This is a genomic window from Maribacter sp. (assembly GCF_049667165.1).
GTDB lineage: Bacteria > Bacteroidota > Bacteroidia > Flavobacteriales > Flavobacteriaceae > Maribacter_A.
Genome location: NZ_JBATHS010000225.1, coordinates 17,880 through 44,740, shown reverse-complemented (window position 1 = coordinate 44,740; position 26,861 = coordinate 17,880). Strand labels below are relative to the sequence as shown.

The following is a 26,861-nucleotide window of genomic DNA, read 5'->3' as shown; positions in this document are numbered from 1 at the left end:
TTTAATCGACCATGATGCAACAATAAAAAGGGATCCACCTGTTCCACCTTCTGAGTGGGCAAGGCTTGTTTTAAAGGAATACCTCCCATGTCAATATCAAAAGCCGGAATCAATAGTTTAACTTTTTTATTCATAGTGCTAATTTCAAAAATTGGTGCGATTCCTTACATGTAATGAAGACTAGGGCCGCATGACATCATAGTCGCTGATATGTTTTTACCCTTACTTTCGTACATTCTGTAACAAGATCCTTGACCGGTTTTTTTTATTGTCGGCCAACGCTTTCCATCTAGATAGATGTTTGGCGATGGTTTGGACTAAACATGCCGGTCGATAGGTATGGTGATTCCATCAGGATCCATAAATACAATACCATATCGGATTGCTTTGCTGAAGTAATGATTCTTTTTTTTTTACTTCATAAAAATCAATCTATAGGTCAATTTCGGTTTTCATAACTGGGCCTAGCAGGTGTTTTAAAGTTACTTGGACTATCAAGTAATAGCAAAACCTCTTTTATGGCAGCTTCCAATTGAATATCTATTCCATTGGCCAATTTTTGAAAATCTTCAATTACTTCGATATCGGGATCAACGCCATGCCCTTCTTTAAACCATGCACCATTTGCGTCGTACATTCTAAAGGTTGGAACGGTTATTCTTCCATTGTCGATTAAGCTTGGCGCTCCCGAAATTCCGATAAGTCCACCCCAGGTGCGGGTGCCGATCAATGGACCAATTCCCCTCTTTTTGAAGTAGTCTGGAAAGGCGTCACCCCCAGAACCACTGAATCCGTTGATGAGCATTACTTTTGGACCAAAATTCCCCGATGGTGGCCAAGCCCAGTCCTTACCATCCCTAACAGCCCAGAAAGCGAGGGGCTCACGATCTAAAATCTCTACGAATCTGTCTGGAATTTGACCCCCACTATTGAATCGTTCATCAATAATCAGACCTTCCTTGTTCATTTGCGCATAGAATTGACGTACCAATTCATTCTGACCATCACGTCCGGTACTGCGGACATACACATAGCCTATTTTCCCATTGGTGGCTTCTTCAACCCGTCTTCTATTGTTCTCTATCCATGCCAAATGGCGTAATCTGGATTCCGATTTCAATAGTTTTACGATATGCTTTTTAGCGTTGGTCATCGAGGGGTTACTATTGATGGTGAGTTGAACTGTTTCGTCGGCCAAGCCCTGAAAAGCTTCGAAAATCGGTTTCGTAACATCGATAGGACGACCATTAACGGCTAGAATGTAATCGTTTTCCACGATGTTTATTCCAGGTTTGGCTAGGGGCGATCGCATTTCAACATCCCAAGGGGCGCTTGAAATTATTTTTTTGATTCTATACTTTCCATTTTCCAGGGCAATATCCGCTCCTAAATAACCCACGTTCATCATATCGGCATCTTCCAGGTCGCCACCACCGGTATACGTATGGGAAGCATTCAGCTCTGCAATTAAATCTCCAATGATAATATTAACATCATTCCGTGTATTCGATTGCTCGATCAATTGACCATATTTTGTTCTCATCGCAGTCCAGTCCACACCGTGCATATTAGGGTCATAAAAATAATCGCGTTCCATTCTCCAAACATCATTGAATATCTGTTTCCATTCTTCATTGGGTATGATGTTCATGGTCATATTTTGTATAGGGACCGTTTTATCTATTTTCTGATCGGCTTTAACCTCTATTACAGCAAGTTTTTTTTCTTGGCTGACCAATAGTTTCTTACCATCCGCGGACACCTCGAAATCAGCAACCTTTGATATAATGGTTTTAACTTCCCTTTCTTCAAAATCATAGTAATCCAGGGAAGGGGAGGAGTCCTCTGGCGCCCCGGAATTAGGAAAACGAGTAAAAAGAAGTTTGCCTTCAATGGCAGCTAAGTTTCCTAAGTTACCCGAGGGTATGTCTAAGAGCTCTACTCGATTTTCGAAATCAGCAACGTCGATTACGGTCTTTGGAACCTCTTTTTTTGCCTCCTCATCATCAGCAATGTCTTTTTTCTTCTTCTTGGATTCATCATCCTTCTTGTCCTTATCCTTATCATCTTTGGTAAGTTCGACCGAATCATTTTTTAGTTTCAACAAGGAACTTTCAGATGTATTTAAGGTAGCCACCGCAATGTTGGTAGTATTTGGATAGATAAAAGTGTTGTCGAGGTCGGAATAAACAGGTTCGAACGTTCTATTGGTCGTGAAAAAAAGATACTTTCCATCAGCACTGAAGGTCGGTGAATTATCGGAATAGTATCCCGAAGTAAGTTGAGACAGTTTATTATTGGCCGTATTGTAAGCGAAAATTGCGGTAGTAGATGGATTATCAGTGCTGCGGGCATAAGCAAACCATTTGCTATCAGGAGTCCATGTAACCCGGAAATTATCTAAACCGCCTTGAAACATATCCTTTCCTTTATCAGCATGTATAATGGTACCGGTATCTATATCCAAGTAATTTATTTTCATGGCTTGGTCAACATACGCTATTTTTTTGCCGTCAGGGGACCAATTTATGGCATAATTAAAACCGCTTTTAAAATCAGTGACCATTCTTGGCGGTTGTTTATCGGTCATATCGTGAAGAAATAATTGATATTCACCATTCGAATCGCTCCAGTAAGCAACATAGTTACCATCAGGGGACCAAGCTGGTTTTCGCTCGGCAACTCCAGAGGTTCTTGAAAGGTTTTCTATAAAACCTTCATTGGCGGGTAAACTGAACAATTCACCCCTTGCCTGAACAACTACTCTATTCCCATCAGGTGATAGGGTTGTGTTTTGAATAAAAGAAGCCACTTTCTTTTGTCTTTGAATCCGCCCTTTTTGATCTGAAACCACTTGAATATCAACTTCAGAAGTAGCATTCGATGCCAAATTATACAGGTATAATTTTCCACCGGCTTCGAATACGATATCACTAGGGCCACTTTCGGGAAAAGTGATGTCGAAGTCCTTAAATGAGGTCAACTGGGTATTCGACTTGTTCGGGATATCATACTTCCATAAATTATTTCTTTTACTGGGACCATTATCGGACATGTAATAAATGGCATCACCATTCCACATCGGTAATTCATCATTGGCGTTAGAATTGGTTATGTTTTCAGTAGCATAGGTTTCTAGGTCAAAAACAGAAATATCGGGCGCTGTACCACCACGATATCTTTTCCAATTTCTGTTTACCCTAGATCGATCCGTAAAAGCTATTTTTTGTCCATTTGGTGAAAAGGAAGCAAATTCCCCATAGGGTATAGGCAATTTTGATGGGGCACCACCATGCTTTGAAACGGTATAAAACTGATTATAGCGTTGACGACCACTCTCTCTGGGCGATGAAAACAGAATGGATTCACCATCCGGAGTCCATCCTAAAACCCTATCAAACTGTCCATGAAAAGTTAATCGTTTGGGAATACCACCATGTATGTCAATGAGGTATACATCACTATTTCCATCATAATTTGCGGTAAAAGCTACCATACTTCCATCGGGAGAAAAACGAGGATAACTCTCAGCTCCTTCAGGAGAACTTAGTTGATGGGCTACGCCACCGGATTTGGGAACTATCCATACATCATCACCATAAATAAACGTGATATGTGTTTCGGAAACATCGGGATGCTGCAGTAATTGAGCACTAATCTGGGCATTTGCTGATTTTATAACGCAAAAAAGGAATAGGAGCAATAAGGTGTTTTTCATGTTGTATTTTAATTATAGAAGTAATGGAAAAAGATAATAATAAAATCTGATTTTAACTCATTAGATTATGGATCGCTTATGAAAGCGCACAGCGTATTTTTTATTTATCGTACTAATTGGGTTCAATTCAATAGCTAGAAAAGATAAGAAGCACAATGAACTTGTTTTGGAAAGCGTTTGTCTAAACGTATTGAATAGGCAATCTATTTTTATTTTATACATGTTGATCAATCAGGATCATATTTCCGTCAGGATCCATAAATACGATACTTGCAGGGCCTGAAGTGCTTTCATCCGCTTCTCGAACCAATTCTACCCCTTTTTCCTTTAGTTTGGTCTGGATTTCCCGTACATCGACAAATGACTCCAGCTTGTTTGCGTTCGCATCCCATCCCGGGTTAAAGGTGAGGATATTGTTATCGAACATGCCCTGAAAAAGGCCAATTATAGTATCGGCGTTCTTCATGATAAGATAATTGCCTTCCATTTTACCTGCAAAAACGGAAAAGCCCATATTTTCATAAAATTGTTTTGAAGTCTTAAGGTCCTTGACGGCAAGACTAATTGAAAATGCACCTAGTTTCATATGTTTCGTATTTTATTACTTGAATTTATGAAATTTAGTCGAACTGCAATTCCACATATTCAAAAGCATGGGAGATTTCGGGAACATTACCCACATAGTCCTTTCCCCTTAATCGCCTAACGGTGTAGGCTTCAAGTTCATTATCTGGATAAGATCGAATAAATTCCTCAATGGCTTTTTGACTTCCTATGGAAAGCCATTTGTCCTCAATTTCAGGCGGAAGGATCAGTGGCATACGTGCTTCCTTCAGTTTTGGGTTGTTATGTATTTTTGTTAATAAGGCATTGCCTTTTGTAGTAACGATGGTAAAGGTTTTTAAGGCACCGCCTTCATCATTTTTCCATTCACTCCATAGTCCGGCCAAAGCCATAGGTGTTTTGTCCTTTCGATGTATGAAAAAAGGGTAGGTCTTACCTTTAAAATGATGGTGTTCATAAAATCCATCCACATAAACAATACAGCGATTGCTTTGGGCTGCGGTCCTGAATGCCGGTTTCTCAAAAATGGTTTCGCCACGGGCATTGAGAGTGGAGTTCCATAGTTTCTTCCGTTGTTCTTCATCGTTGACCCAAAAGGGGACAAGGCCCCAGGTGGCCACCTCAGGGAAATCTGGAGAGCGGTCGGTATAAATGAGAAGTTCTGGATGACTAAAACCAGAGGCATGGTGAATGGGGAGGTCGGTCAAGGGAATCAACTTTTCCATGATTTCCTCCACCGCTTGATGATCTTGCTCCCTTTGCGCCCGGGCCAATTGTGCCTCTAAACTTGCTTTGATGTCGTAACACATAGGATAATTCTGCTTATTTATATTCCCATTCTAACAATTCGACTTCCCTATTCAGCGGATTCTATTTTTAGATATAGTTAGGGCTGGTACAAATTACAAAGAATTGCGCAGTAATCCTGGTGTAGAAAGCCCAGGTAACTCAACTTATATAATTCCAGATTCGGGAATGCTTTATCATTTGGGCATAGGTATGGCGAATGACCAAATTTTCTGGGCTTTCCATGCTAGGGTCTTCCTTTAGGATTTTAAGTGCATACCAACGGGCGGTTTTAAGGATATCATTGTCTTTAACGATATCCGCGATTTTTAAATTGAGGATACCACTTTGTTGGGTCCCCATTAAGTCACCCGGACCTCGAAGTCGTAAGTCCACCTCGGCAATCTCGAAACCGTCATTGGTGCGTACCATGGTTTCCAATCGGGTTTTGGCCTCAGCGGATAGTTTATGGCTGGTCATTAAGATACAATAACTTTGATCGGCCCCACGCCCCACACGCCCCCGTAACTGATGCAATTGGGACAACCCGAAACGTTCGGCACTTTCAATGATCATGACCGAGGCATTAGGGACATTCACTCCGACTTCGATAACCGTAGTGGCCACCATAATATGGGTCTCACCCTTTACAAAGCGCTCCATCTCGTAGTCCTTGTCTGCCGGTTTCATTTTACCATGCACAATGGAAATCTGGTAATCGGGCAGGGGGAATTCCCGGACGATGCTCTCATACCCATCCATAAGATCTTTATAATCCAAGGCTTCCGATTCTTGGATCAACGGATAGACCACATAGATCTGTCGGCCTTTTTTTATTTCATCCCTGATGAATCTAAAAACCTTTAAGCGATTGGAATCGTAACGATGTACGGTTTTTATGGCTTTTCGTCCTGGCGGCAGCTCATCGATCACCGAAATGTCCAAATCCCCATACAAACTCATGGCCAAGGTACGGGGTATGGGAGTCGCCGTCATGACCAGAATATGGGGTGGAATCTCATTCTTATGCCACAATTTGGACCGTTGTGCCACCCCAAAACGATGCTGCTCATCGACTATGGCCAAGCCCAGGTTTTTGTATTGTACCTTATCTTCCAATAGGGCATGGGTGCCTATGAGAATATGCAATTCTCCACTTTCCAATTGCTCATGGATAATGGTTCTGGCGGATTTCTTGACGGAACCAGTCAACAAGGCAATGTTCACGCCAATAGCACCCAAAAGTTCCCGGATGCCATTAAAATGCTGGTTGGCTAGGATTTCGGTAGGGGCCATTAAACAGGCCTGAAAACCATTGTCAATGGCCAATAACATCGTCATCAGGGCCACTATGGTCTTGCCCGAACCCACATCCCCTTGCAATAAGCGGTTCATCTGTGCATTGCTCCCCAGATCGGCCCTGATTTCCTTGATCACCTTTTTTTGGGCATTCGTCAACGTAAAGGGCAGATGGTTTTTGTAAAAATCATTGAATAGTTCCCCAACTTGGTCAAAGTTATACCCCTTGATCTTTTGCTTACGCAGCATTTTTTTGGTGAGCAACTGTAGCTGTATAAAAAACAGTTCCTCAAATTTTAAGCGAAACTGGGCTTTGGCCAAAGAGGTTTGGTCTTTTGGGAAATGTATATTAAAGAGGGCATCGCTTTTTGAGAATAATTTTAGTTCATGGATCAACGTATCGGAAAGGGTTTCCATAAACTTGCCGTTGGACTCTAAAAACAATTGCTGTAAAAGTTTACTGATCACTCGATTCGTAATTCCGCTATTCCCCAATTTTTCGGTGGACGGATAAACAGGCTGCATCGCTACTTTTAGCCCTTTATCATGTTCGGTAAGCAGTTCCAGCTCGGGATGGGGCATGGAAAATTTACCATTGTACCAATTGCATCGGCCAAAAATGACATAAGGCATATTCAATTTCAGGTTTTCCCGAATCCATTTCTGGCCTCGAAACCAGACGAGTTCCATTTCTCCGGTGTCATCAATAAAGGTGGCCACCAGGCGTTTTCCTTTCTTTTGTTCGACGGTTTTTATGTGGATGATCTTTCCAACGATTTGGACATCGGCACTACTTCGCTGTAATTGGTTGATTTTATAGTATTGGGTCTTGTCGATATATCGGTTCGGAAAGAGGTACAAGAGATCCTCATAGGTGCCAATACCCAACTCCGACTGTAGTAGCTGGGCCCTGTTGGGGCCAACCCCTTTGAGATAGGTGATGGGCGTTTGAAGATCATTGGCATTCATGCGTTAAAAATAGGGGTAATGTGAATCAGATGCAATAATGAACGCTGTCATTTCGACGGAAAGGAGAAATCACATGCTGCTGAGTAAACTTATAGGATAATTTATTTCGAGTGTGATTTCTCAGTCGTTCCTCTTTCGAAATGACATAGGCCGTCATTCCGAATGCAGGTGAGGAATCACATCCTGAAGGGTATCCCGTGCAGTAGTTCAAACTTCAATTCTACTTAAGGGGATTTCTCAATGTCACCTCCTTCGAAAGGACTAAATTACTTGATTTTTCAAAGTTTCCCATTTCGGATTAAATTCACTGATTAACTTATTTTTCTTTTCCCTTCTCCAACTTTTCAATACTTCTTCTCTGGCAATTGCTTCATTAAGTTTTTCGAAACCTTCATAATAAACGAGATAGATACAATTATACTTACCAGCAAAAGACTTTTTTGCATTTTGACTATCAAAATAGTGTTGAGCGATTCTTTTTTGAATATTATTGGTTATTCCAATGTATAGTGTAGTTCTATATTCGTTGGTCATGATATAAACAAAGTAATTGTGAAGCATAAATAAATATAACTTTTCCGTCTTAGATTACTCAGTCACTTTACTTCTTTAAAATTCCCATACTGTCATTCCGAGTGCGCCTCATGGCGAAGAGGAATGGCATCGTGATTTTCCATATTTTTTAGAAGTACTGCTCGCCGTAATGCGATTTCTCAGTCGTTCCTCCTTCGAAATGACTGGGATTGTCATTCCGAACGCGGGTGAGGAAGCACATCCTGATTGTCAAATAGAATTTTAATTGAGTTTCTCTCCCAAAGTATCGGGGTCGAAATGACTTCAATGTACTTCAAAACATTTGATAAAAACGTCGTAATTTTATGGTATGCTTGGACGATGTTTCTTCTTGTTTCTATTCGGTATTTCCACCACTTGTTTGTTTGCCCAACATCAAGACAGGGTTGATTTCATGCATGCCAAGGTCAATATTGATGTCAATCCTGAATCCAAACAAATTCAAGGCGACGTAACCTATGGATTTAAAGTTTTGGAGAGCGTCGATTCCGTTTTTCTGGATGCCAGGAACATGACGTTTCAAGCGGTTTGGTTTAACCATAGGAAAAAACGACTCAATTATGATGGCCAGCACCTTGTCCTTCATCACCGTTTTAAAAAGGGAAAAAACTATACAATAGACCTCCAATATAGTACCAAACCCAAACAGACGGTCTATTTTATGGGGGTAGAAGATGGTCTAAAAGGAAATGAACAGGTCTGGACCCAAGGTCAAGGGAAATACACAAGCCACTGGTTGCCCAGTTTTGATGACATGGAGGAGAAAGTGGAATTCGACCTGAATCTTTCCATCGATGCCGATTATGAGGTGATTGCCAATGGAGTACTTAAAACTGTCCGGGAGACCGATGACCTCAAAAAATGGTCGTTCGATATGAAACAACCCATGAGTAGCTACCTTGTGGCTTTTGCTATTGGGAATTATGACAAACAAGAAGTGACTTCAACCAGTGGTGTGCCCATTGAAAACTATTATTATCCGCAAGACAGTTTAAAAGTAGAGCCCACGTATCGGTATACGAAAGAAATCTTTGATTTTCTGGAAACCGAAATAGGGGTTGCCTATCCGTGGCAAAACTACAAACAGGTACCCGTGCGTGATTTCCTGTATGCCGGTATGGAGAATACAGGGGCGACCCTTTTCTCCGATGGGTATGTCATAGATTCCATTGCCTTTGTCGATAAAAACTATGTCAATGTCAATGCCCATGAACTCGCCCACCAATGGTTCGGTGACCTGGTTACCGAGAAAAACGGAAGCCATCATTGGCTGCATGAAGGATTTGCCACGTATTACGCTTATTTGGCCGAAAAGGAAATCTTTGGGGACGATTATTTTTATTGGAAGCTTTATGATACCGCCCAGCAATTAAACGACCAGTCCAAAGACGGAAAAGGGGAGCCCCTGACCGATCCGAAGGCGAGCAGTCTTACCTTTTATGAAAAAGGGGCTTGGGCCTTGGTTATGTTAAGAAATCAAATTGGGGACGAAGCATTTAAAAACGGAATCAAGAACTATCTTCAAAAATACCAATTCAAAAATGTGACCATTGAGCAATTTATGTCGGAAATGGAATTGGTAAGCAAGTCTGACCTTACCACCTTTAAAAAGGAGTGGTTGGATGCACCCTCCTTTCCCTTTGAAAAAGTACAGATCTATCTGACTACCCAATCAACATCAGTCGCCACCTTCATAAAGCTAAAATGGGAATTGACGACCAGTTTGGCCGATAAGACCACCTTACTTCAAAAATATTGGGTTTCTGCAGACCCTGAACTCAAGGCACGGATCATCGCAAAATACCATAAATCATTTTCGAATGAAATGATGTTACAAGGTTTTAACAGCAACGCCATCAAAATCCGACAGGCCTTGGCCTTAGCTTATGATAGGGTACCTTTGTACTTACAAGCGCAGTACGAAACTTTATTGGACGATAAGAGCTATCTCACCAAAGAGATTGCCTTGTATCGCTTATGGATTTCATTTCCCCAACACCGGGCCCATTATTTAGACCGTACCAAGGGCATTATAGGCCTACCCAATAAAAATGTACGCATGCTCTGGTTGTTATTAACAACGTTGACCAAGGATTACGATACGGAATTAAAAGAAGGTTATCTAACGGAATTGTTCGCCTATACGGCCCCAAAATATGATATGGAAACACGGCAGATCGCTTTTGGGATCCTAATTGATGTTTTCGAATTACAAGATCAAAACTTGTTAGACCTTATCAATGCTTCGGTTCATCATTCATGGCAATTTAGAAAGTATGCCAGGGATTTGCTCGATGTACTTTTAAAGGATGATAAGCAGAGAAAACGAATCATAGCGCTTTCAAAAGGGTTGAATGAGGAAGAACTTCGTTATATTAGAACTAAATTGGAGTTGTAATGAGAGCTATGGTCATTTCAGGTGGTGGAAGCAAGGGCGCCTTTGCAGGTGGTGTGGCCGAATATTTAATGCGAGGATTGAACTATAAGTACGATCTATATCTAGGCACCTCTACCGGTAGTTTGCTGATTTCCCATTTGGCGCTTCAAAAAATTGAAAAAATAAAGGAGGTCTATACCTCGGTGAACCAAGAGAGTATTTTCAGTAATTGTCCCTTTGTCATTCAAAAAAAACACGGGGTAGAGAGTATTGGTATCGATCACTGGAATGTGATGAAAAACTTTTATCGGGGCAGTAAGACCTTTGGGGAAAGTCATAACCTGCTCAAACTGATCCGCAATACCTTGACGGAGGAAGAATTCCATACCCTCAAAAATGGACCTAAGAACATCGTGGTCACCGTATCCAATCTTTCGATGAATCAGGTCGAATACAAATCGATCAATGATTTTAGTTATGATGAGTTCTGCGAATGGATATGGATTTCCTGTAATTATACCCCTTTTATGAGTTTGGTCAAAAAAAACGGGTGTGAATATGCTGATGGTGGATTGGGTTCTATGGTCCCCATTGAAGAAGCCATAAAACTTGGGGCCACAGAAATAGATGCCATTATCTTACAAACAGAGACGACCATGTTCAATCGCATGCCTTCAAAGAATGCCTTTGCGTTGTTGACGGCCATGTTCGCTTTTATGCTAGATCGCATAGAACATCAGAATATCCGAATTGGCAAGTATGTGGCCAATCATAACGATGCTGTGATCAACTTTTATTATACCCCGGCCATTTTAACGACCAATTCCTTGATTTTCAACAAAGAAAAAATGACGGCTTGGTGGGAGAGTGGCTATAATTTTGCCAAATACAAGAATTTGGAAACTTCACCATTGGAGTTGGATGTGGACTAATTTTATGGCCAATATGCTTGTTTTTGGTCGTTGAGAATTCACTGCAGTTTACTTTGCCAGCAACCAGGAACTATTTTTACCTACCAAAGTTCCCCGATTTCCTTTTTAACAAAAGAGAGCGCTGTGGCCGAGGGGGATTGCTTATCCATGGTATCATTTAAAATGTCTTCCCGAAGCTTATCCGCTGAATCGGTTTCACTTAGTGCCACTTTACGGATCATTTGAATAGTAGCGCTTTTGGCAGCTTTAATGATATTCCAACAATCATCGGATAAGTAGATTTGTTGTGAAAGATTATGCTCAAACTCCTTTTCAATGGTTCGGATCAAAAGGTTTTCATAATCGTTCTTATCGGTCGATTTTGGGGCTACACGAACCACCAAACTTGGAATGGCGATACGCTCCAAAAACAAGGCCATACGTTCGTAGGCCTGTAACCGTATCGGAAGGGTGTTCTGCTGGGAATCCTTATGCAAGAGATACCTTCGCCTCCCTTCCTCATTATTGGTATGCATTCTGAAAAAATAAAAGGCAATGGCACCTACCACCACGGAAGGTAATAAATAGGCGAATAATTGAAAGATTTGATCTCCTGTCATTTTAATTTGGTTTTAGCTTGGTTCTCGCAAAGTTAAACGCAGGTTTATTTGAAAAATTATATACGAAATCAATTCCCTATTTCACCAAATCAATTCGATGCTTTCATCTGTTCTTTTACCATATTGTAAAACCGCCTATAATCAGGATGTAGGACTACATTGATACCTTCCTTGAAATTACCATCCTTACCTAGACTTTGTATTCTATTGGGATCAATTGAATACTGCTTTTGAAGTATTGCTCCTAAGGCAGACGCTTGATTGGCAGCCAAATCCAATTCGCCTGTCATACTCAACCCTTCTATTGTCATTGCCACTTCAGGGTTTGCCTTAAGGATATTGCTTATTTTCCCTAGCCAAGCCGCACCTGCTTCGGATACGCTCGTCCCTGTGGCCGATTCAAACAAGGATTCATAATTGGATGCCAGGATCACGGACCCGTTGCTTACCCCAATTTTGGCATTTTCGCCCATGGTTTGTTTTGCATTGGTCAAAACGACAAGGGCCGTGGAATCATTGGAAGCTATATTGGCATTGATGGCCTTTAATTGATTCTCTTTCTGCTCAAGCTTTGCCATGACCTTATTGATGTTTTCCGAGTTTTTATTTGATACTTCCGCAAAACTGTTCAGGTTTTTCAATAAGGTGGCATTGGCATCCTGTAGCTCTTTCACCTGTGACTCAAAGGATGTCGCACGGGCCAAACTGATTTTCTCATTTTTTTTGGCCTCGGCAACCATGGCTTTGGTCGTTTCCAATTCGGTTTTTAACGTTGAGATTTCCGATATGAGTTCACTTTTCTTCTGGGCAAGAAGATAGGAAGAGGAGATTAGGACCAATATAAGACTAAGTATAATTCGTTTCATGTCGTTTTCGCTGTAATTAATATAATTAAAAAATTTTGCACAAAAGTATACTATTTGGCCATCCCATGGAAATACTTTCCGCCCAAGTGCGTACAATCTTGAAGTTCTTGCATGCCATTGAATGAAACTTTAGCCTTTTCATATCCGTAGGTTGATTTCAGGTCGCTATGCAAGAAATCGTCGTCAACGTTCACTTGAATGTCATCCATGGTGAATTGGCAAGGATGTTCATAGCCCGCCGCATGGGTGATTTCCAAGAGTTCTTTACGAAAGGTTTTGAAATATTGTGCCATTCGGTCCGATTTTAAAGGAACATGTATGCCCCCTTGAAGCCATTTGCTTTGGGTGGCCACTCCAGAAGGGCAACGATTGGTATGGCACACCTGTGCCTGAATGCATCCTATGCTCATCATGGCCTCTCGGGCCACATTGATAACGTCTACCCCCATGGCAAAGGCCATAGCCGCCTTGGCAGGAAAACCCAATCTACCACTACCTATAAACACGATCCTATCGGTCAGGTTCCTATCCACGAACAATTTATAAAGACTTGAAAACCCGTAGACCCAGGGTAGGGATACGTGGTCTGCAAAACTAGGTGGCGCGGCTCCGGTTCCGCCTTCACCTCCGTCAACAGTAATAAAGTCTGGCCCTTTGGCCGTTTTGGTCATAAGATCGGCCAATTCTTCCCACTGGTCCAATTTGCCAATGGCCCCCTTGATACCCACGGGTAATCCCGTTTGTTCGGCAATATCCTCAATAAGTTGTAGCAGCTCAGGAACGGTGTCAAAAGCCTTGTGTGTGGCAGGGGAGAGGACATCCTTGCCAACTTCAACCCCTCTGATCTTTGCAATTTCATGAGTGATTTTGGCACCGGGTAATACACCCCCTTTTCCGGGTTTGGCGCCTTGGGAGAGTTTTATCTCAATGGCTTTTATACAGGGATTATCAGCGACCAAGCTGATCAGCTTTTCCATGGAAAAGTTGCCATCGGCACTGCGGACCCCAAAATAACCTGTACCGAAATGAAATATGATATCACCCCCTTGTTGGTGATAGGGGGATAGACCACCTTCCCCTGTATTGTGATAAGAACCGGCTTTTCTAGCGCCTACATTCAGTGATTCAATGGCCGCCGCCGATAGCGAGCCAAAACTCATAGCGGATACATTGATCACCGATGCCGGTCGGTAAGGTTTTTTACGTTTGTTATAGGCACCGATAACTTTTGCACAGGGCACAAAGGTTTTATCTTTTGTATTGGGATGGTCGGACCCGATCTTGTAGGCCATCATACGGTTTTTCACGAATATATGTTGGTGGGCATAAATATCGCGATCTGTACCAAAACCCTCATAGTTGTTCTCCCTTTTGGCCGAGGCATAGATCCAACTGCGCTCGATACGGTTAAAGGGTAGTTCTTCCCTGTTGTTGGCAACAAAGTATTGCCGCATTTCCGGACCAATACTTTCCAACCAGTAGCGTAAATGGCCCACTATGGGAAAGTTATGGGATATCGTATGCGCGCGTTGAAAAAAGATATCGCGAATGGCAACAATCAAAAGTAGGATCAATATCCAAACCCACCAAGAAATACTGCCTAAGGCATTTAGAAAATTATCCATCCAAATTCAACCGGTTATTTATTGTTAAAACAGAAAATGTCTTTACTGTATGCTATAGCCCTCTTTACAACACAAAATGCACAAAACGCATTACTCGTTCAGGTAATCCAAGCTCATTTCCGTCAAAGTTTTGACCCCAAGCATCAATCCGCTATCATCGATAAGGAAATCGGGGGTATGGTGTGGAAAGGATTCGGTCGTCCCAGGAGCCATTCCCCCCAAGAAAAAGAAAAAACCAGGTACTTCCCGTTGATAATATGAAAAATCCTCGGCTCCGGTCACGGCTTTACGTGTTTGTACGTTGCTGTCACCAGCGACTCGTTTCATGGTTGGTAACATTCGCACTACAAGGGCAGGGTCGTTGTAGGTGATGTCGGTAGCGTCCTTGATTTCAATAGTGGCATCACCACCATAGGCTTTTGCAATGGCAGGCACCATTTCCTTCATTCTTTTGTTGATATGGTCTTTCATGTCATAATTCAAAGTCCTAATAGTCCCGATCATTTCGGCACTCTCCGGGATGATATTGAAACGGACCCCGCTTTTGATCTTGCCCACGGTTATAACCGCGGCTTCATTGGTCAAATCGACTTCACGGCTAATGATCGTTTGCAAACCGTCGATGATTTTGGCACTGATCAAAATAGGATCAACACCGGACCAAGGCTGGGAGCCGTGGCTTTGTTTTCCCATAACCTGAATATTGAAACTCTGTGCGGCAGCCATGGTTCCTCCTGATTTATAGCGAATAATACCAACTGGAGTCTCCGAATTGATATGCAAGCCGAAAATAGCATCTACATCAGGATTCTTCAATACCCCTTCTTTGACCATTAGCAAGGCACCCCCTTCTTCCCCTGGTGGTGGACCTTCCTCGGCAGGTTGAAAAATAAATTTAACGGTACCTTTGATCTTATCCTTGTTTTTGGAAAGTACTTCGGCCACCCCCATTAAAATAGAAGTATGCGTATCATGGCCACACGCATGCATGACCCCGACTTTTTCCCCTAAGAACTCTGCCGTTACGGTAGACTTATACGGAAGGTCATTTCGCTCCATGACCGGCAAGGCATCGATATCGGCCCGTAAGGCAACAACTTTGCCTGGTTGATTCCCTTTTAAAACTCCAACCACCCCAGTATGTGCCACCCCCGTTTGGACTTCAATCCCTAAGTTCTTTAGGTGTTTGGCGATTTTTTCAGCCGTTTTGAATTCTCGGTTCGAAAGCTCGGGGTTTTGGTGAAAATCCCTGCGCCATTCAATGACTTTATTTTCAATGGCCTGGTAATCTTTCTCAAGTCCAGCAGTTTGGGCGAATGTGAAACTACAGAAAAGCAGCAGCATCAAAGGAATACATTTGTTCATAAGGTTCTCATTTAAAATTTAATAAGTTTATAATCATCGTCTTGTAGTTGAATCAATGCGGTCATGGCCGATAGGGACAATTGAACCCCTTCGATCAGCTCTTCTTTAGGAAAACCCCTTGCGAGGGAAGATTGTCCGCAGAAAATAATCTGTCCCCCGGCATTCAACAATGCCTTCACCAAATCATAATTGGGATTATTGGTCCCAAAATGCTTTTGGTAGGCTTCGTTCGAAATAATATCCTTTGAAGCTTTGTTATGTACGACCAACGCTATTTTAAGCTGTGAGGCCGGTACACCGCTTTGTGCATGCATATTCAAAAAACGGGCAGCGGTTTCGATTTTTTCATTAAAAGCTACAGGGTCATCAGGTGAATCCATGATATCGAAAACAGCCTTGAACTGCTTTGAGCTGTCCGTCGCAAAGTCGGGAGATTCGATTTCCCATACGGATCCAAAATCGGTAATAACAGGTCCCGATTTCTTGGTTTGTGCAGCTAAGGATAAGCAAAAGAGTAAACTTGGTAAAAAAAGGAACGGGATAATTCTAGGCATACTTGGATTTTCGAAGCCTAAATATATTCAAAATAAAGAATAATCCATTTTCATTGTTCATAATTATTAGGGCTACGTTTTTAGGATCCGCTGAATTAATGTTATTTTCACGGCACCTAATTCCCGTATATCTTGAAAACCTTTATCGATGATTTGAATGATGCCCAAAAGGCCCCCGTACTGCATAAGGATGGGCCCCTTATGGTCATTGCTGGTGCAGGATCGGGTAAGACAAGGGTTTTGACCTACCGCATAGCCCATCTTATGGCACAAGGGGTAGACGCCTTTAACATTTTGGCCTTGACCTTTACCAACAAGGCGGCACGGGAAATGAAAAAGCGAATTGCCAATATTGTTGGGAGTTCTGAAGCCAAAAATCTTTGGATGGGGACGTTCCACTCCGTTTTTGCCAAATTATTGCGTTTTGACGGGGACAAATTAGGGTATCCCAGTAATTTCACCATTTACGATACACAGGATTCCCAACGTCTGATCGCTTCCATTATTAAGGAAATGGGGTTGGATAAGGATATCTATAAATACAAACAGATCCAGAATAGGATATCGTCGTATAAGAATAGTCTGATCACCGTAAAGGCCTATATGCAGAATCCGGAATTGATCGAGGCAGATGCCATGGCCAAACGACCGCGACTTGGGGAGATTTATGAAGAATACGTAAATCGTTGTTTTAAGGCAGGTGCCATGGATTTTGATGATCTTTTATTGCGCACCAATGAACTCTTGACACGTTTCCCTGAAGTATTGATGAAGTATCAAGATCGGTTTCGATATATTCTGGTCGATGAGTACCAAGATACCAACCATTCGCAATATTTGATCGTCAAGGCCCTATCCGACCGGTACCAGAACATCTGTGTAGTGGGTGATGATGCCCAGAGCATCTATTCTTTCCGGGGTGCCAATATCAGTAACATCCTGAACTTTCAGCGTGATTATGATAATGTAGGCATGTATCGGTTGGAACAGAATTACCGATCCACCAAAAATATTGTAAATGCGGCCAATTCGGTAATTGCCAAGAATAAAAACCAACTTGAAAAGGAAGTTTGGACGCACAATGATGAAGGCTCACTTATTGTTATACACCGAAGTATCACCGATGCCGAGGAGGGTAGGTATGTTGCGGGGTCCATCTTCGAGAATAAGATGCAAAACCAACTACCCAATGGCAATTTCGCCGTACTATATCGTACAAATTCACAATCGAGGGCGATCGAGGATGCGTTGCGCAAAAGGGATATTCCCTATCGTATTTATGGGGGACTTTCATTTTATCAGCGCAAGGAAATAAAGGATGTGCTGTCGTATTTGCGATTGGTCATTAATCCAAAGGATGAGGAAGCTTTGAAAAGGGTGATCAATTTTCCGGCTCGCGGTATTGGGCAGACTACCGTTGATAAGTTGGTGGTGGCCGCCAACCATTATGGTCGGTCTATCTTTGAGGTTTTGGAGCATCTAGATCGGATCGATTTGAAGATCAACTCAGGTACCAAAAGAAAGTTGGAAGATTTTGTCACCATGATCAAGAGTTTTCAGATCATGAACGAAGGGGTCGATGCCTTCGTACTGGCAGAACATGTCGCAAAAAAAACAGGGATTCTTCTAGAATTCAAAAAAGATGGTACCCCGGAAGGAATCGCCCGAATGGAGAATATTGAGGAATTGCTCAATGGAATAAAGGATTTTGTTGAGGGACAAAAGGAAATTGCCGATGCCACTGGGGGTATCGGGGAATTTTTGGAAGATGTGGCCCTAGCAACGGATTTGGACAAAGACACTGGGGATGATGATCGTGTGGCCTTGATGACCATTCATTTGGCCAAAGGACTCGAATTTCCTTACGTATATATCGTAGGTATGGAAGAGGATTTATTTCCTTCGGCCATGAGTATGAACACCCGCAGTGAATTGGAAGAAGAACGACGGTTGTTCTACGTAGCGTTGACAAGGGCCGAAAAGCAGGCCTATTTGACCTATACCCAGAATAGGTATCGCTGGGGCAAATTAATCGATGCCGAACCCAGTCGCTTTCTCGAGGAGATCGATGAACAATACGTAGAGAATTTAACCCCCCTTGATACGGGGTATCGGTATAAGTCATTGATAGATGTTGATATTTTCGGGGAGGTGGACAAAAGTAGTTTGCGACAAACCAAACCAAAAACCGGAACACCACCGGCGATAGGAAAACCCAACGAGATGCAACTCCGTAAATTGAGAAAGTTAAAACCGGAGCTTTCAAAACCCATTGGCAATACAAATGTTGTAGGCCCAAACCTATCGGAAGGGACTATAGTTACCCATACACGGTTCGGCCAGGGGGTTGTACTGAAGATTGAAGGGGTTGGGAATGATAAAAAGGCGGAAATAAAATTTGATCAGGGCGATATTAAAAAACTGTTGCTGCGATTTGCGAAATTGGAAGTGCTGTCATAAAACTAATTACGATACTATAGCTAACAATATGAAATTTAAAAAACACTGTACCCTTTATGTAATTCCATTTTTAATAGGGATTTTATTTCAAAGCTGCGGGGATTCTTCGGAAAAGGAGACTGAGAAAATCATCGATATAAACGCTGCGGATTATTGGGAATATGCTGAATTGGTATGGAGTGATGAATTTGATGGAACACAACTTTCCTCTTACAATTGGGATTTTGAAACAGGTCAGCATGGCTGGGGCAATAACGAATGGCAGAATTATGTAGCGAACGAAAATGTTGAAGTCAGTAATGGCACCTTGAAGATAATTGCAAAAAAAGTAGGTGATGGTCAGGAAGTAGGGGATTATACTTCGACCCGATTGAATAGCACCAAAGATTTCACCTTTGGAAAAATGGAAATACGCGCCAAATTACCTGATCATAAAGGCAATGGCTTATGGCCTGCATTGTGGATGTTAGGAAGTTCCGTTTCCACTAAAGGTTGGCCTGCGTGTGGTGAAATAGATATGATGGAGTATGTAAGTTACGATCCCAACAACGTACATTTTACCATACACAGTACGGCGAACAACCATGTGGATGGTACACAGGCCTCATCGGGCCCGGTGGTGCTGGAAACGGCCGAAGAGGAATTCCACACCTATGGATTATTATGGTCAGAGGAATATTTGAAATTTTATATCGATTCGAAAGACAATGTAAAATTCACATTTGAAAGACCTGAGGGGTATACGGAACAAAACTGGCCTTTTTCAAAACCGTTTTATTTTATTATGAATATTGCGGTCGGGGGAAATTGGGGGGGGATTGAAGGTGTTGATGACACCATTTTCCCTGCAATCATGGAGGTCGATTATGTTCGGGTGTATCAGGTTAAACAATAATATATTTGAATGGATGGCAGAGTTACTAAGAATATATGAAGAGAATCCCAATCCCAAGGCGGTTGCCAAAGTGGTACAGGTTCTAAGAAAAGGGGGACTTATCATTTATCCTACAGATACCGTATATGGTTTGGGTTGTGATATAACAAATACCCGGGCTTTGGAAAAAATTGCACGTATCAAGGGGATTAAATTGGATAAAGCCAATTGGTCCTTTATTTGTGCCGACCTAAGCAATCTCTCCGATTATGTGCGCCAAATAGACTCCGCCACCTTTAAAATTTTAAAGCGTGCACTTCCAGGTCCGTACACCTTTATCTTGCCCGGTAGTTCTAACCTGCCCAAGGATTTTAAGAAGAAAAAAACCGTTGGTATTCGTGTGCCTGATAATTCCATTGCCCAAACATTGGTTCGGGAACTGGGGAACCCGATTGTTTCGACGTCAATTCATGACGAGGATGAACTATTGGAGTATACGACAGACCCTGAACTTATTTATGAAAAATGGAACAATCTTGTCGATATTGTAATCGATGGTGGATATGGGGGCAATGTAGCTTCAACGGTCATTGACCTTTCAGGGGATGAGCCTGAGGTACTTCGGGAAGGTAAAGGGAGTTTGGATATTTTTTAAGAATGTTTTTATAAATAAAAAATGCCCTGACCATGTGGTCAGGGCATTTTTACTTTTATTCGTTATTCGATCTAGTTGTTGATTGCAGGATCTTTCATTCCTTCCTCAATCATACTATAGAACTGATCCAATTTAGGAAGTACAACAATTCTGGTTCTTCTGTTTTTTGATTTTTCAGTAGGGGAAACGGGAATATATTCAGCTCTACCCGCGGCGGTCATACGCTTTGGATCTACATTAAAATCGTTCTGCAAAATTCTAACAACTGCAGTTGCGCGCTTAACACTCAAATCCCAGTTATCCAATAAAACACCTTTTCTGTAAGGAACATCATCGGTGTGGCCTTCAACCATGAATTCAAAATCTGGTTTATTGTTTACCACCTTGGCAACTTTACCTAAAACTTCCTTAGCTCTGCTTGTGATGTTGTAGCTACCACTACTAAACAATAGTTTATCTGAAATAGATACGAAAACCACTCCTTTTTCAACGCTGATCTCGATATCCTCGTCATCCAAGTTACCTAAAACACCTTTTAAACTTTGTACTAGGGAAAGGTTTACAGAATCCCTTCTAGTGATCGCATTTTGCAATTTTCTTATGGTAAGGTCTTTTTCCTGTAGACTTTCCAATGATTTTTCAAGGTTTTCGGCACCTTTGGTAGTTAAAGTGGTCAAATTGCCCATGTTGTTGATCAATTCTTGGTTATTGGCCTTTAAAAAGGCATTTTGATCTTCAAGGGTCTGTAATCTTGAGGTTGCAGTTGCCTTATCTTCAAGACAGCTGTTCAATTTAACGGTTGCGGAATTCAACAAATCCTGGGTCTCCTTGTGCTTAGACTCCAAATCGGCATATTTCTTTTGTGATACGCATGACGACAATAAAAGGGCTACCCCTAAACAACCTAAAATAATTTTCTTCATAATCTATGTTTATAACTTGTTTTATTAATTAATAATCTAAAAAAAGCGATCTCAAATAAAGACCAAAATTATACAATTAGCCTTCTTATAATAGGCAAAATTAGTTAATCTTTTACTAAAATGTTAAAATTCTTTACATGATGTACGAAATGAGACCACACTATGGATTTTGTTACATAATATTTTTTAATGAAACTGGTTTTTTCCCGCTTCCCATACATTCTCAAAAAATTTCCATAAAAACTCAAATGGGCTTTTAGAATGGCCGCACAGTGCGTGAATTTCAGTTGTACGACAAACCTCAGGGCTGCAATACCATCTAACAACAATCTGAAAATTATAATAAGGAAGGCCTTTCTTCGAGGAAGGTTTTTGGTAATCGAATAAAGGGAATTCCTGAAATTTAGAAAGGTCTTTTTGGGATTCATGTTGCTGAGCGTAAAACCACCTAAATGATATACGCACGAGGTGCCTACGTAAAAAACCCGATACCCCCTATTTTTAGCGCGCCAACAAAGATCTACCTCTTCTTGGTGGGCAAAATAATCCTCATCAAAACCGCCCAGCTCAACAAAAACATCTTTTTTAATGAACATACAGGCCCCTGTTGCCCAAAAGATTTCCCGAATATCGTCATATTGGCCAGTATCTTTTTCAAGTTCCTGGAATATGCGGCCCCGACAAAAAGGGTACCCCAATTGATCGAGAAATCCGCCAGCTGCACCAGCATACTCAAAATGATCTTTTCGCATTAGATCCAAGATCTTGGGTTGAATGATACTGGCTTCAGGCATCAAATCAAATGCCTCCTGAATGGGCCCCAACCAATTCGGGGTTACTTCCACATCACTGTTAAGCAGGCAAAAAACGTCTGCATCCACAGCCTTTAATGCGTCATTATATCCTTTGGCAAAGCCTCCATTAATGGTATTTTGTATGATCTTTACCTTTGGAAAGTTGGTTTTTACAAATTTGACGGAGTCATCTGTAGAGGCATTGTCCGCAACGTAAATGTCGGCACCTTCTGAATAGTGTACCACCGAAGGAAGGTATCTTTCCAAAAGTACCTCTCCGTTCCAATTAAGTATGACGATAGCTATTCTCAAAACGCTTGCAAATTAACGGCTAAAATCAGGAATATGCTTTAAAAACACGTAATTTTCTACTTCATAGTCCATTTTGCAATAAAAATGCTGGAGTCCATTGGTTACCATGAGGTACTTGGCGTTCAACTGCATGTTGTAGCGCGCGATTTGGTCAAAAGTAGCTTGGGTAATAGCAATCTGTGGTGATTTACATTCAACAAGTAAGGCAATGTCCCCCATGGTATCGAAAACAACGATATCATACCTTTTTTTGATGTTGTTCACCGTTATCTGTTTTTCAACATTAATGAGGCTTTTTGGATATTTTTTTTCATGGAGCAAGAATTGAACAGCATTCTGACGTACCCATTCCTCAGGCTGCAATACCACAAATTTTTTGCGGATCACATCAAAAATGTAGACCTTATTTTCGCTATTTTTGAAACGAAAATCATAAACTGGGAAGTCAAGTCGTTGCATGGAACAAATTTGATGAATTTTTTTGGATGGAAGAAGTAAAACGAATAGTTGCCGATATCCGAAATGGAAAAATAAGTCCTCTTTATTTTCTGTTTGGGGAAGAGCCATATTATATTGATAGAATATCGCAGTTCATTGAGAAAAATATCCTTACTGAAGAGGAGAAAGGTTTCAATCAAATGGTGTTATATGGTAAAGATGTCAGCATCGATGATATTGTGGCGAATGCCAAGCGCTATCCCATGATGGCAGAACGGCAAGTGGTAATCGTCAAGGAGGCGCAAGAACTTTCGAGAACCATCGAGCAATTGGTTGATTATGCCGAAAATCCACAACCAACTACCGTTCTCGTTATTTGTTTCAAATACAAAAAACTGGACAAACGGAAGAAATTATACAAGTCGGTCCAAAAACATGGGGTGCTCTTCGAAAGTAAGAAATTATATGAAAACCAAGTTTCGGAATGGATACGAACCATTCTCCATGGTAAAGGTTATAGTATCTCCCATAAGGCTTCGCTCTTACTGGTTGAAAATTTGGGAACGGACTTAAGCCGGATAAGCAAAGAGTTGGACAAGCTTACCTTGGTGTTACCCAAGGAAAGCCAAATAACGCCAGACCATATTGAAGAACATATAGGAATTAGTAAAGACTACAATAATTTTGAACTTAAGAAAGCGATTGGTGAGGGGGACGTATTGAAGGCGTCTAAGATAATCAACTATTTTTCCCAAAATCCGAAAGACAACCCTTTCGTTTTAACGGTAAGCCTGTTATATAACTTTTTTTCACAGTTATTGCAATATCATGGTTTAAACGACCATTCTCCCAAGAGCGTGGCCAGTGCCCTTCGAATAAATCCGTACTTTGTAGGGGAGTATCAAATCGCCGCCAAGAATTATCCCATGAAAAAAGTAAGCGCGATCATTTCGAATCTACGTGAAATGGATCTCAAAGGAAAAGGGGTAGGGGCCAATGCGCTTCCTCCTTCCGATTTATTGAAAGAACTCCTATCAAAGATCTTTTGACTACTTTTTGTCGATACTGAACTTTCCTGGCCCCAATAATATAATAACAATAAAAAAAGCCAAATATAGAAAAGCCTTTTCCTTGGTTGCAAAGGGGTCAGCGGAATGAGCGATAAAACCAGCAACTACCATGGTTATCGCAGGGGGTACGGCCATCCATCTTGTCTTGAACCCGATGATCACCAGAATGGGGCAGATGAATTCGCCTATGACGGCCAGAAATAATGACGGCGTTGCGCCTATACCGATGGGGTCACCGAATTCAAAATCACCACTGATCAATTTCTGAAATTTAGGAAGACCATGCGTGAGCATCATTATGGAAGGCACTATTCTAAGGAATGCCAATCCGATATGGGTCTGAAGGTTATTTTTCATAGGTTGTAAATTTGAAAGCCACTAAATGTACCGATTTTTTGGCGAAACCAAAAGAAGATTTGAATCTGTTGGTCAGCCCCGTGAATCCCAGATTGAATGCTGTATTATGAATCTATCGAAAGTGGTCGATAAACCCATAAAAAAGGATTTAAGAACATCAAACAGAAATATTTATGGCAGCAGTGATAAATACACTGGGGTCATTTACCTTAATTTAGGAAAATCGGAAGGTCTTGCCTCATGCAGTATGGCATAAACCCTATCAAAAATATCCTCGGCATTGGGTTTTGAAAAATAATCCCCATCAGTACCGTAGGCCGGTCGATGCGCCTTACTGGTCAGGGTCTGTGGGGGACTGTCAAGATACTGGTACCCTTTTTGTCTTTCAACGATTTCATGAATAAGGTACGCTGAACAGCCGCCGGGGACATCTTCGTCAATGACCAATAATCGATTTGTTTTTTGAACACTTTTAACGGTATCATGATTGATATCGAAGGGCAACAAGGTCTGTGCATCAATAACCTCGGCCTCAATTCCGACTTCTGCCAATTCTTTGGCCACCCGAAGCACGATGCGTACCGTTGACCCATAGGATACTAAGGTGATATCACTGCCGGTTCGCAGGGTTTCAACCACGCCGATCGGCGTGCAAAATTCACCAAGATTCAAGGGCTTACGTTCTTTACGTCGATAACCGTTCAAACTTTCAATGATCAAGGCCGGTTCGTCACTTTTCATCAGCGTATTATAAAAACCAGCCGCTTGGGTCATATTTCTTGGGGCAAGGATATACATTCCCCTCAACAGGTGAATGAGTCCTCCCATTTGGGAGCCAGAATGCCAAATACCTTCCAATCTATGTCCTCTGGTGCGCACTATTACAGGTGCTTTTTGTTTGCCAGAGGTTCTGTATCGCATTGTTGCCAAATCATCGGTAAGGGGTGCCATGGCATAAAAGATATAATCTAGATATTGAATTTCGGCAATTGGTCGTAAGCCCCGCAATGCCATTCCGATGCCTTGGCCTATAATGGTAGCTTCACGAATACCTGTGTCGGAAACACGTATTTTCCCATATTTCTTTTGAAGACCTTCCAGGCCTTGGTTGACATCACCAATAGTGCCGGTATCCTCACCGAAAATCAATGCTTTCGGATATTTTTCGAATAGTTTGTCAAAATTATCCCTTAAGATAATCCGGCCATCCACCTTTTCTGATGCTGTCCCATACGTTGGCAAGACTGCTTCGATGTTTGTTGCCTTATTCTCCTTTTCGCTGTAAAGATGATCGCTGTATTTTGGTTGTTCACTACTTAAGAATTGGTTTACCCAGTCGATCAACATAGTTCTTTCCTCCGATTCCTCCCCAATGACATAGCGCAATGCCTTTCTTGAGATTACTGCTAAATCTTTTTTTACCGGTTCCTCTATGGCAATGAGGTCGTTCTTGAGCTTTGAAATGATGTTTTTATTTACACTTTGGGCCGCCAATTCGCCTAATATCCTTATAAGTTCGGTTTTCTTTACCTTGTGCGGTGCCAAAAATTCGGACCAGGCATCTTTTTTAGCCGTTCTGACCGAAATACGGATTTCACGTTCAATAAGGTTCAATTCATTTTCTGTGGCAATTCCAGATTCCACAATCCATGTTCGAAAGCGTGCGTTGCAATCATATTCTTTCTCCCATTGCAATCGTTCGGTACTTTTATAACGTTCATGGGACCCCGAAGTTGAATGGCCTTGAGGCTGGGTCAACTCGGTAACATGAATGATTACGGGCACATGTTGTTCCCGTGCTATATCCGCTGCATTCTCATAGGTATGCATCAAGGCTGTATAATCCCAACCTTTGACCTTGAAGATTTCGTATCCTTGGAGTTCTTCCTCCCTTTGGAAACCACTGAGCAATTTTGATATATCTTCCTTGGTAGTATGGTATTTGGCCGGTACAGATATGCCATACCCATCATCCCAAATACTAATGACCATGGGCACTTGAAGTACACCACCTGCATTTATCGTTTCAAAGAAAAGACCTTCGCTTGTGCTCGCGTTGCCTATGGTGCCCCAAGCGACCTCGTTACCGTTGTCGGAAAATTTAGTGGCATCCAAAGTCTTCAGATTTCGATACACCTTTGAAGCTTGTGCCAGTCCCAATAACCTAGGCATTTGGCCTGCTGTGCAAGAGATGTCGGAACTACTGTTTTTTTGTTCGGTCAGGTTTTTCCAAGAACCATCGTCGTTCAAACTATAGGTCAAAAAATGACCGCCCATCTGTCTCCCTGCACTCATGGGTTCCTTCGTCATGTCAGCCGTGGCATAGAGTCCATGAAAGAATTCCTTCGGACTCAATAATCCTAAGGCCATCATAAAGGTCTGATCCCTATAATAACCACTGCGAAAGTCGCCATTTCTAAATGATCTCGCCATGGCCAACTGGGGAAGTTCCTTGCCATCACCGAAGATGCCGAATTTGGCCTTTCCGGTCAGTACTTCCTTTCTCCCCAAAAGACTACAGACGCGACTGGAAAACGCCAACTTATAATCCTCCAGAATCTGCGTTCTAAAATCTTCAAAGGAAATATCAGTACTTGTTTTGGGAGATAGGTCCATGTATAACTTTTCGGCTTTTTACAAAAATACCAAACGACAAGGGATTTTGCAATGTGGCACAAGGTTAAATAAATCTTAGAATTATCAGATAATCTACGAATAATATCGGCAACGCTAAGTATTTTGAATAATTCA

21 protein-coding genes are annotated in these 26,861 nt (G+C 41.7%); 6 read left to right on the top strand and 15 right to left on the bottom strand.

Annotated elements, in window-relative coordinates; genetic code table 11:
* Positions 1-439: 439 nt before the first annotated feature.
* From WBM98_RS11495 to WBM98_RS11475, 5 genes are all read right to left on the bottom strand, one after another.
* Entirely contained in the window at positions 440-3,718 is a 3,279-nt protein-coding gene (locus WBM98_RS11495) for a S41 family peptidase (RefSeq protein ID WP_424366164.1), read from the bottom strand.
* A 214-nt stretch (positions 3,719-3,932) separates the two neighbouring features.
* A complete protein-coding gene (locus tag WBM98_RS11490) occupies positions 3,933-4,304 on the bottom strand; it encodes a VOC family protein (protein ID WP_424366163.1) in 372 nt (123 codons plus the stop codon).
* A gap of 34 nt (positions 4,305-4,338) precedes the next feature.
* The gene (locus WBM98_RS11485; protein WP_424366162.1) at positions 4,339-5,091 is read right to left on the bottom strand and encodes an SOS response-associated peptidase; all 753 of its coding nucleotides are present in this window, start codon (positions 5,089-5,091) and stop codon (positions 4,339-4,341) included.
* Between the two features lie 139 nt (positions 5,092-5,230).
* A complete protein-coding gene (recG, locus tag WBM98_RS11480; RefSeq protein ID WP_424366161.1) occupies positions 5,231-7,336 on the bottom strand; it encodes an ATP-dependent DNA helicase RecG in 2,106 nt (701 codons plus the stop codon).
* A gap of 261 nt (positions 7,337-7,597) precedes the next feature.
* Positions 7,598-7,897, bottom strand: a complete 300-nt coding sequence (locus WBM98_RS11475) for a GIY-YIG nuclease family protein (RefSeq protein ID WP_424366160.1) — start codon at positions 7,895-7,897, stop codon at positions 7,598-7,600.
* Positions 7,898-8,219: 322 nt separating this feature from the next.
* On the opposite strand from WBM98_RS11475, the gene WBM98_RS11470 reads away from it, so the two are divergent.
* Together WBM98_RS11470 and WBM98_RS11465 are read left to right on the top strand one after the other, a co-directional pair.
* Positions 8,220-10,307 (top strand): M1 family metallopeptidase, encoded by a 2,088-nt coding sequence (locus WBM98_RS11470; protein WP_424366159.1) that lies wholly within the window; start codon positions 8,220-8,222, stop codon positions 10,305-10,307.
* Positions 10,307-11,218 carry a patatin-like phospholipase family protein gene (locus WBM98_RS11465; protein ID WP_424366158.1) on the top strand — a complete coding sequence of 304 codons (912 nt, stop codon included), beginning with the start codon at positions 10,307-10,309 and terminating at the stop codon, positions 11,216-11,218. Before WBM98_RS11470 ends, WBM98_RS11465 begins: the two co-directional genes overlap by 1 nt.
* Before the next feature lie 80 nt (positions 11,219-11,298).
* Here the strand turns inward: WBM98_RS11465 and WBM98_RS11460 are convergent, their stop codons facing one another.
* The 5 genes from WBM98_RS11460 to WBM98_RS11440 form a co-directional block, all read right to left on the bottom strand.
* A complete protein-coding gene (locus WBM98_RS11460) occupies positions 11,299-11,817 on the bottom strand; it encodes a hypothetical protein (protein ID WP_424366157.1) in 519 nt (172 codons plus the stop codon).
* 89 nt (positions 11,818-11,906) lie between these two features.
* The gene (locus tag WBM98_RS11455; protein WP_424366156.1) at positions 11,907-12,683 is read right to left on the bottom strand and encodes a hypothetical protein; all 777 of its coding nucleotides are present in this window, start codon (positions 12,681-12,683) and stop codon (positions 11,907-11,909) included.
* A gap of 50 nt (positions 12,684-12,733) precedes the next feature.
* Complete coding sequence (locus tag WBM98_RS11450) at positions 12,734-14,308, bottom strand: FMN-binding glutamate synthase family protein (RefSeq protein WP_424366155.1); 1,575 nt, start codon at positions 14,306-14,308, stop codon at positions 12,734-12,736.
* A 90-nt stretch (positions 14,309-14,398) separates the two neighbouring features.
* A complete protein-coding gene (locus tag WBM98_RS11445; RefSeq protein ID WP_424366154.1) occupies positions 14,399-15,673 on the bottom strand; it encodes an amidohydrolase in 1,275 nt (424 codons plus the stop codon).
* Between the two features lie 11 nt (positions 15,674-15,684).
* Positions 15,685-16,227 (bottom strand): DsrE family protein, encoded by a 543-nt coding sequence (locus WBM98_RS11440; RefSeq protein WP_424366153.1) that lies wholly within the window; start codon positions 16,225-16,227, stop codon positions 15,685-15,687.
* Positions 16,228-16,359: 132 nt separating this feature from the next.
* Here WBM98_RS11440 and WBM98_RS11435 point away from each other — a divergent pair, with 132 nt between their 5' ends.
* The 3 genes from WBM98_RS11435 to WBM98_RS11425 are packed head-to-tail and all read left to right on the top strand — an operon-like array spanning position 16,360 to position 20,216.
* Positions 16,360-18,687, top strand: a complete 2,328-nt coding sequence (locus WBM98_RS11435; protein WP_424366152.1) for an ATP-dependent helicase — start codon at positions 16,360-16,362, stop codon at positions 18,685-18,687.
* A 28-nt stretch (positions 18,688-18,715) separates the two neighbouring features.
* Positions 18,716-19,582 carry a glycoside hydrolase family 16 protein gene (locus tag WBM98_RS11430; RefSeq protein ID WP_424366151.1) on the top strand — a complete coding sequence of 289 codons (867 nt, stop codon included), beginning with the start codon at positions 18,716-18,718 and terminating at the stop codon, positions 19,580-19,582.
* 13 nt (positions 19,583-19,595) lie between these two features.
* Positions 19,596-20,216 (top strand): L-threonylcarbamoyladenylate synthase, encoded by a 621-nt coding sequence (locus WBM98_RS11425; RefSeq protein WP_424366150.1) that lies wholly within the window; start codon positions 19,596-19,598, stop codon positions 20,214-20,216.
* A 71-nt stretch (positions 20,217-20,287) separates the two neighbouring features.
* Here WBM98_RS11425 and WBM98_RS11420 read toward each other — a convergent pair whose 3' ends face one another.
* The 3 genes from WBM98_RS11420 to WBM98_RS11410 all read right to left on the bottom strand — a co-directional run bounded on the left by WBM98_RS11420 (position 20,288) and on the right by WBM98_RS11410 (position 22,704).
* Positions 20,288-21,139, bottom strand: a complete 852-nt coding sequence (locus tag WBM98_RS11420; protein ID WP_424366149.1) for an OmpA family protein — start codon at positions 21,137-21,139, stop codon at positions 20,288-20,290.
* A gap of 104 nt (positions 21,140-21,243) precedes the next feature.
* Entirely contained in the window at positions 21,244-22,245 is a 1,002-nt protein-coding gene (locus WBM98_RS11415) for a glycosyltransferase family 2 protein (protein ID WP_424366148.1), read from the bottom strand.
* A gap of 12 nt (positions 22,246-22,257) precedes the next feature.
* Positions 22,258-22,704 carry a type I restriction enzyme HsdR N-terminal domain-containing protein gene (locus tag WBM98_RS11410; RefSeq protein WP_424366147.1) on the bottom strand — a complete coding sequence of 149 codons (447 nt, stop codon included), beginning with the start codon at positions 22,702-22,704 and terminating at the stop codon, positions 22,258-22,260.
* A 26-nt stretch (positions 22,705-22,730) separates the two neighbouring features.
* Between WBM98_RS11410 and holA the strand changes: the two genes are divergently transcribed.
* Positions 22,731-23,732: a DNA polymerase III subunit delta gene (gene holA, locus WBM98_RS11405; protein WP_424366146.1), complete on the top strand. Its 1,002-nt coding sequence runs from the start codon at positions 22,731-22,733 to the stop codon at positions 23,730-23,732.
* Here the strand turns inward: holA and WBM98_RS11400 are convergent, their stop codons facing one another.
* The gene (locus tag WBM98_RS11400) at positions 23,733-24,110 is read right to left on the bottom strand and encodes a DoxX family protein (protein ID WP_424366145.1); all 378 of its coding nucleotides are present in this window, start codon (positions 24,108-24,110) and stop codon (positions 23,733-23,735) included.
* Positions 24,111-24,314: 204 nt separating this feature from the next.
* A complete protein-coding gene (locus tag WBM98_RS11395; RefSeq protein ID WP_424366144.1) occupies positions 24,315-26,726 on the bottom strand; it encodes an alpha-ketoacid dehydrogenase subunit alpha/beta in 2,412 nt (803 codons plus the stop codon).
* Positions 26,727-26,861: the final 135 nt, after the last annotated feature.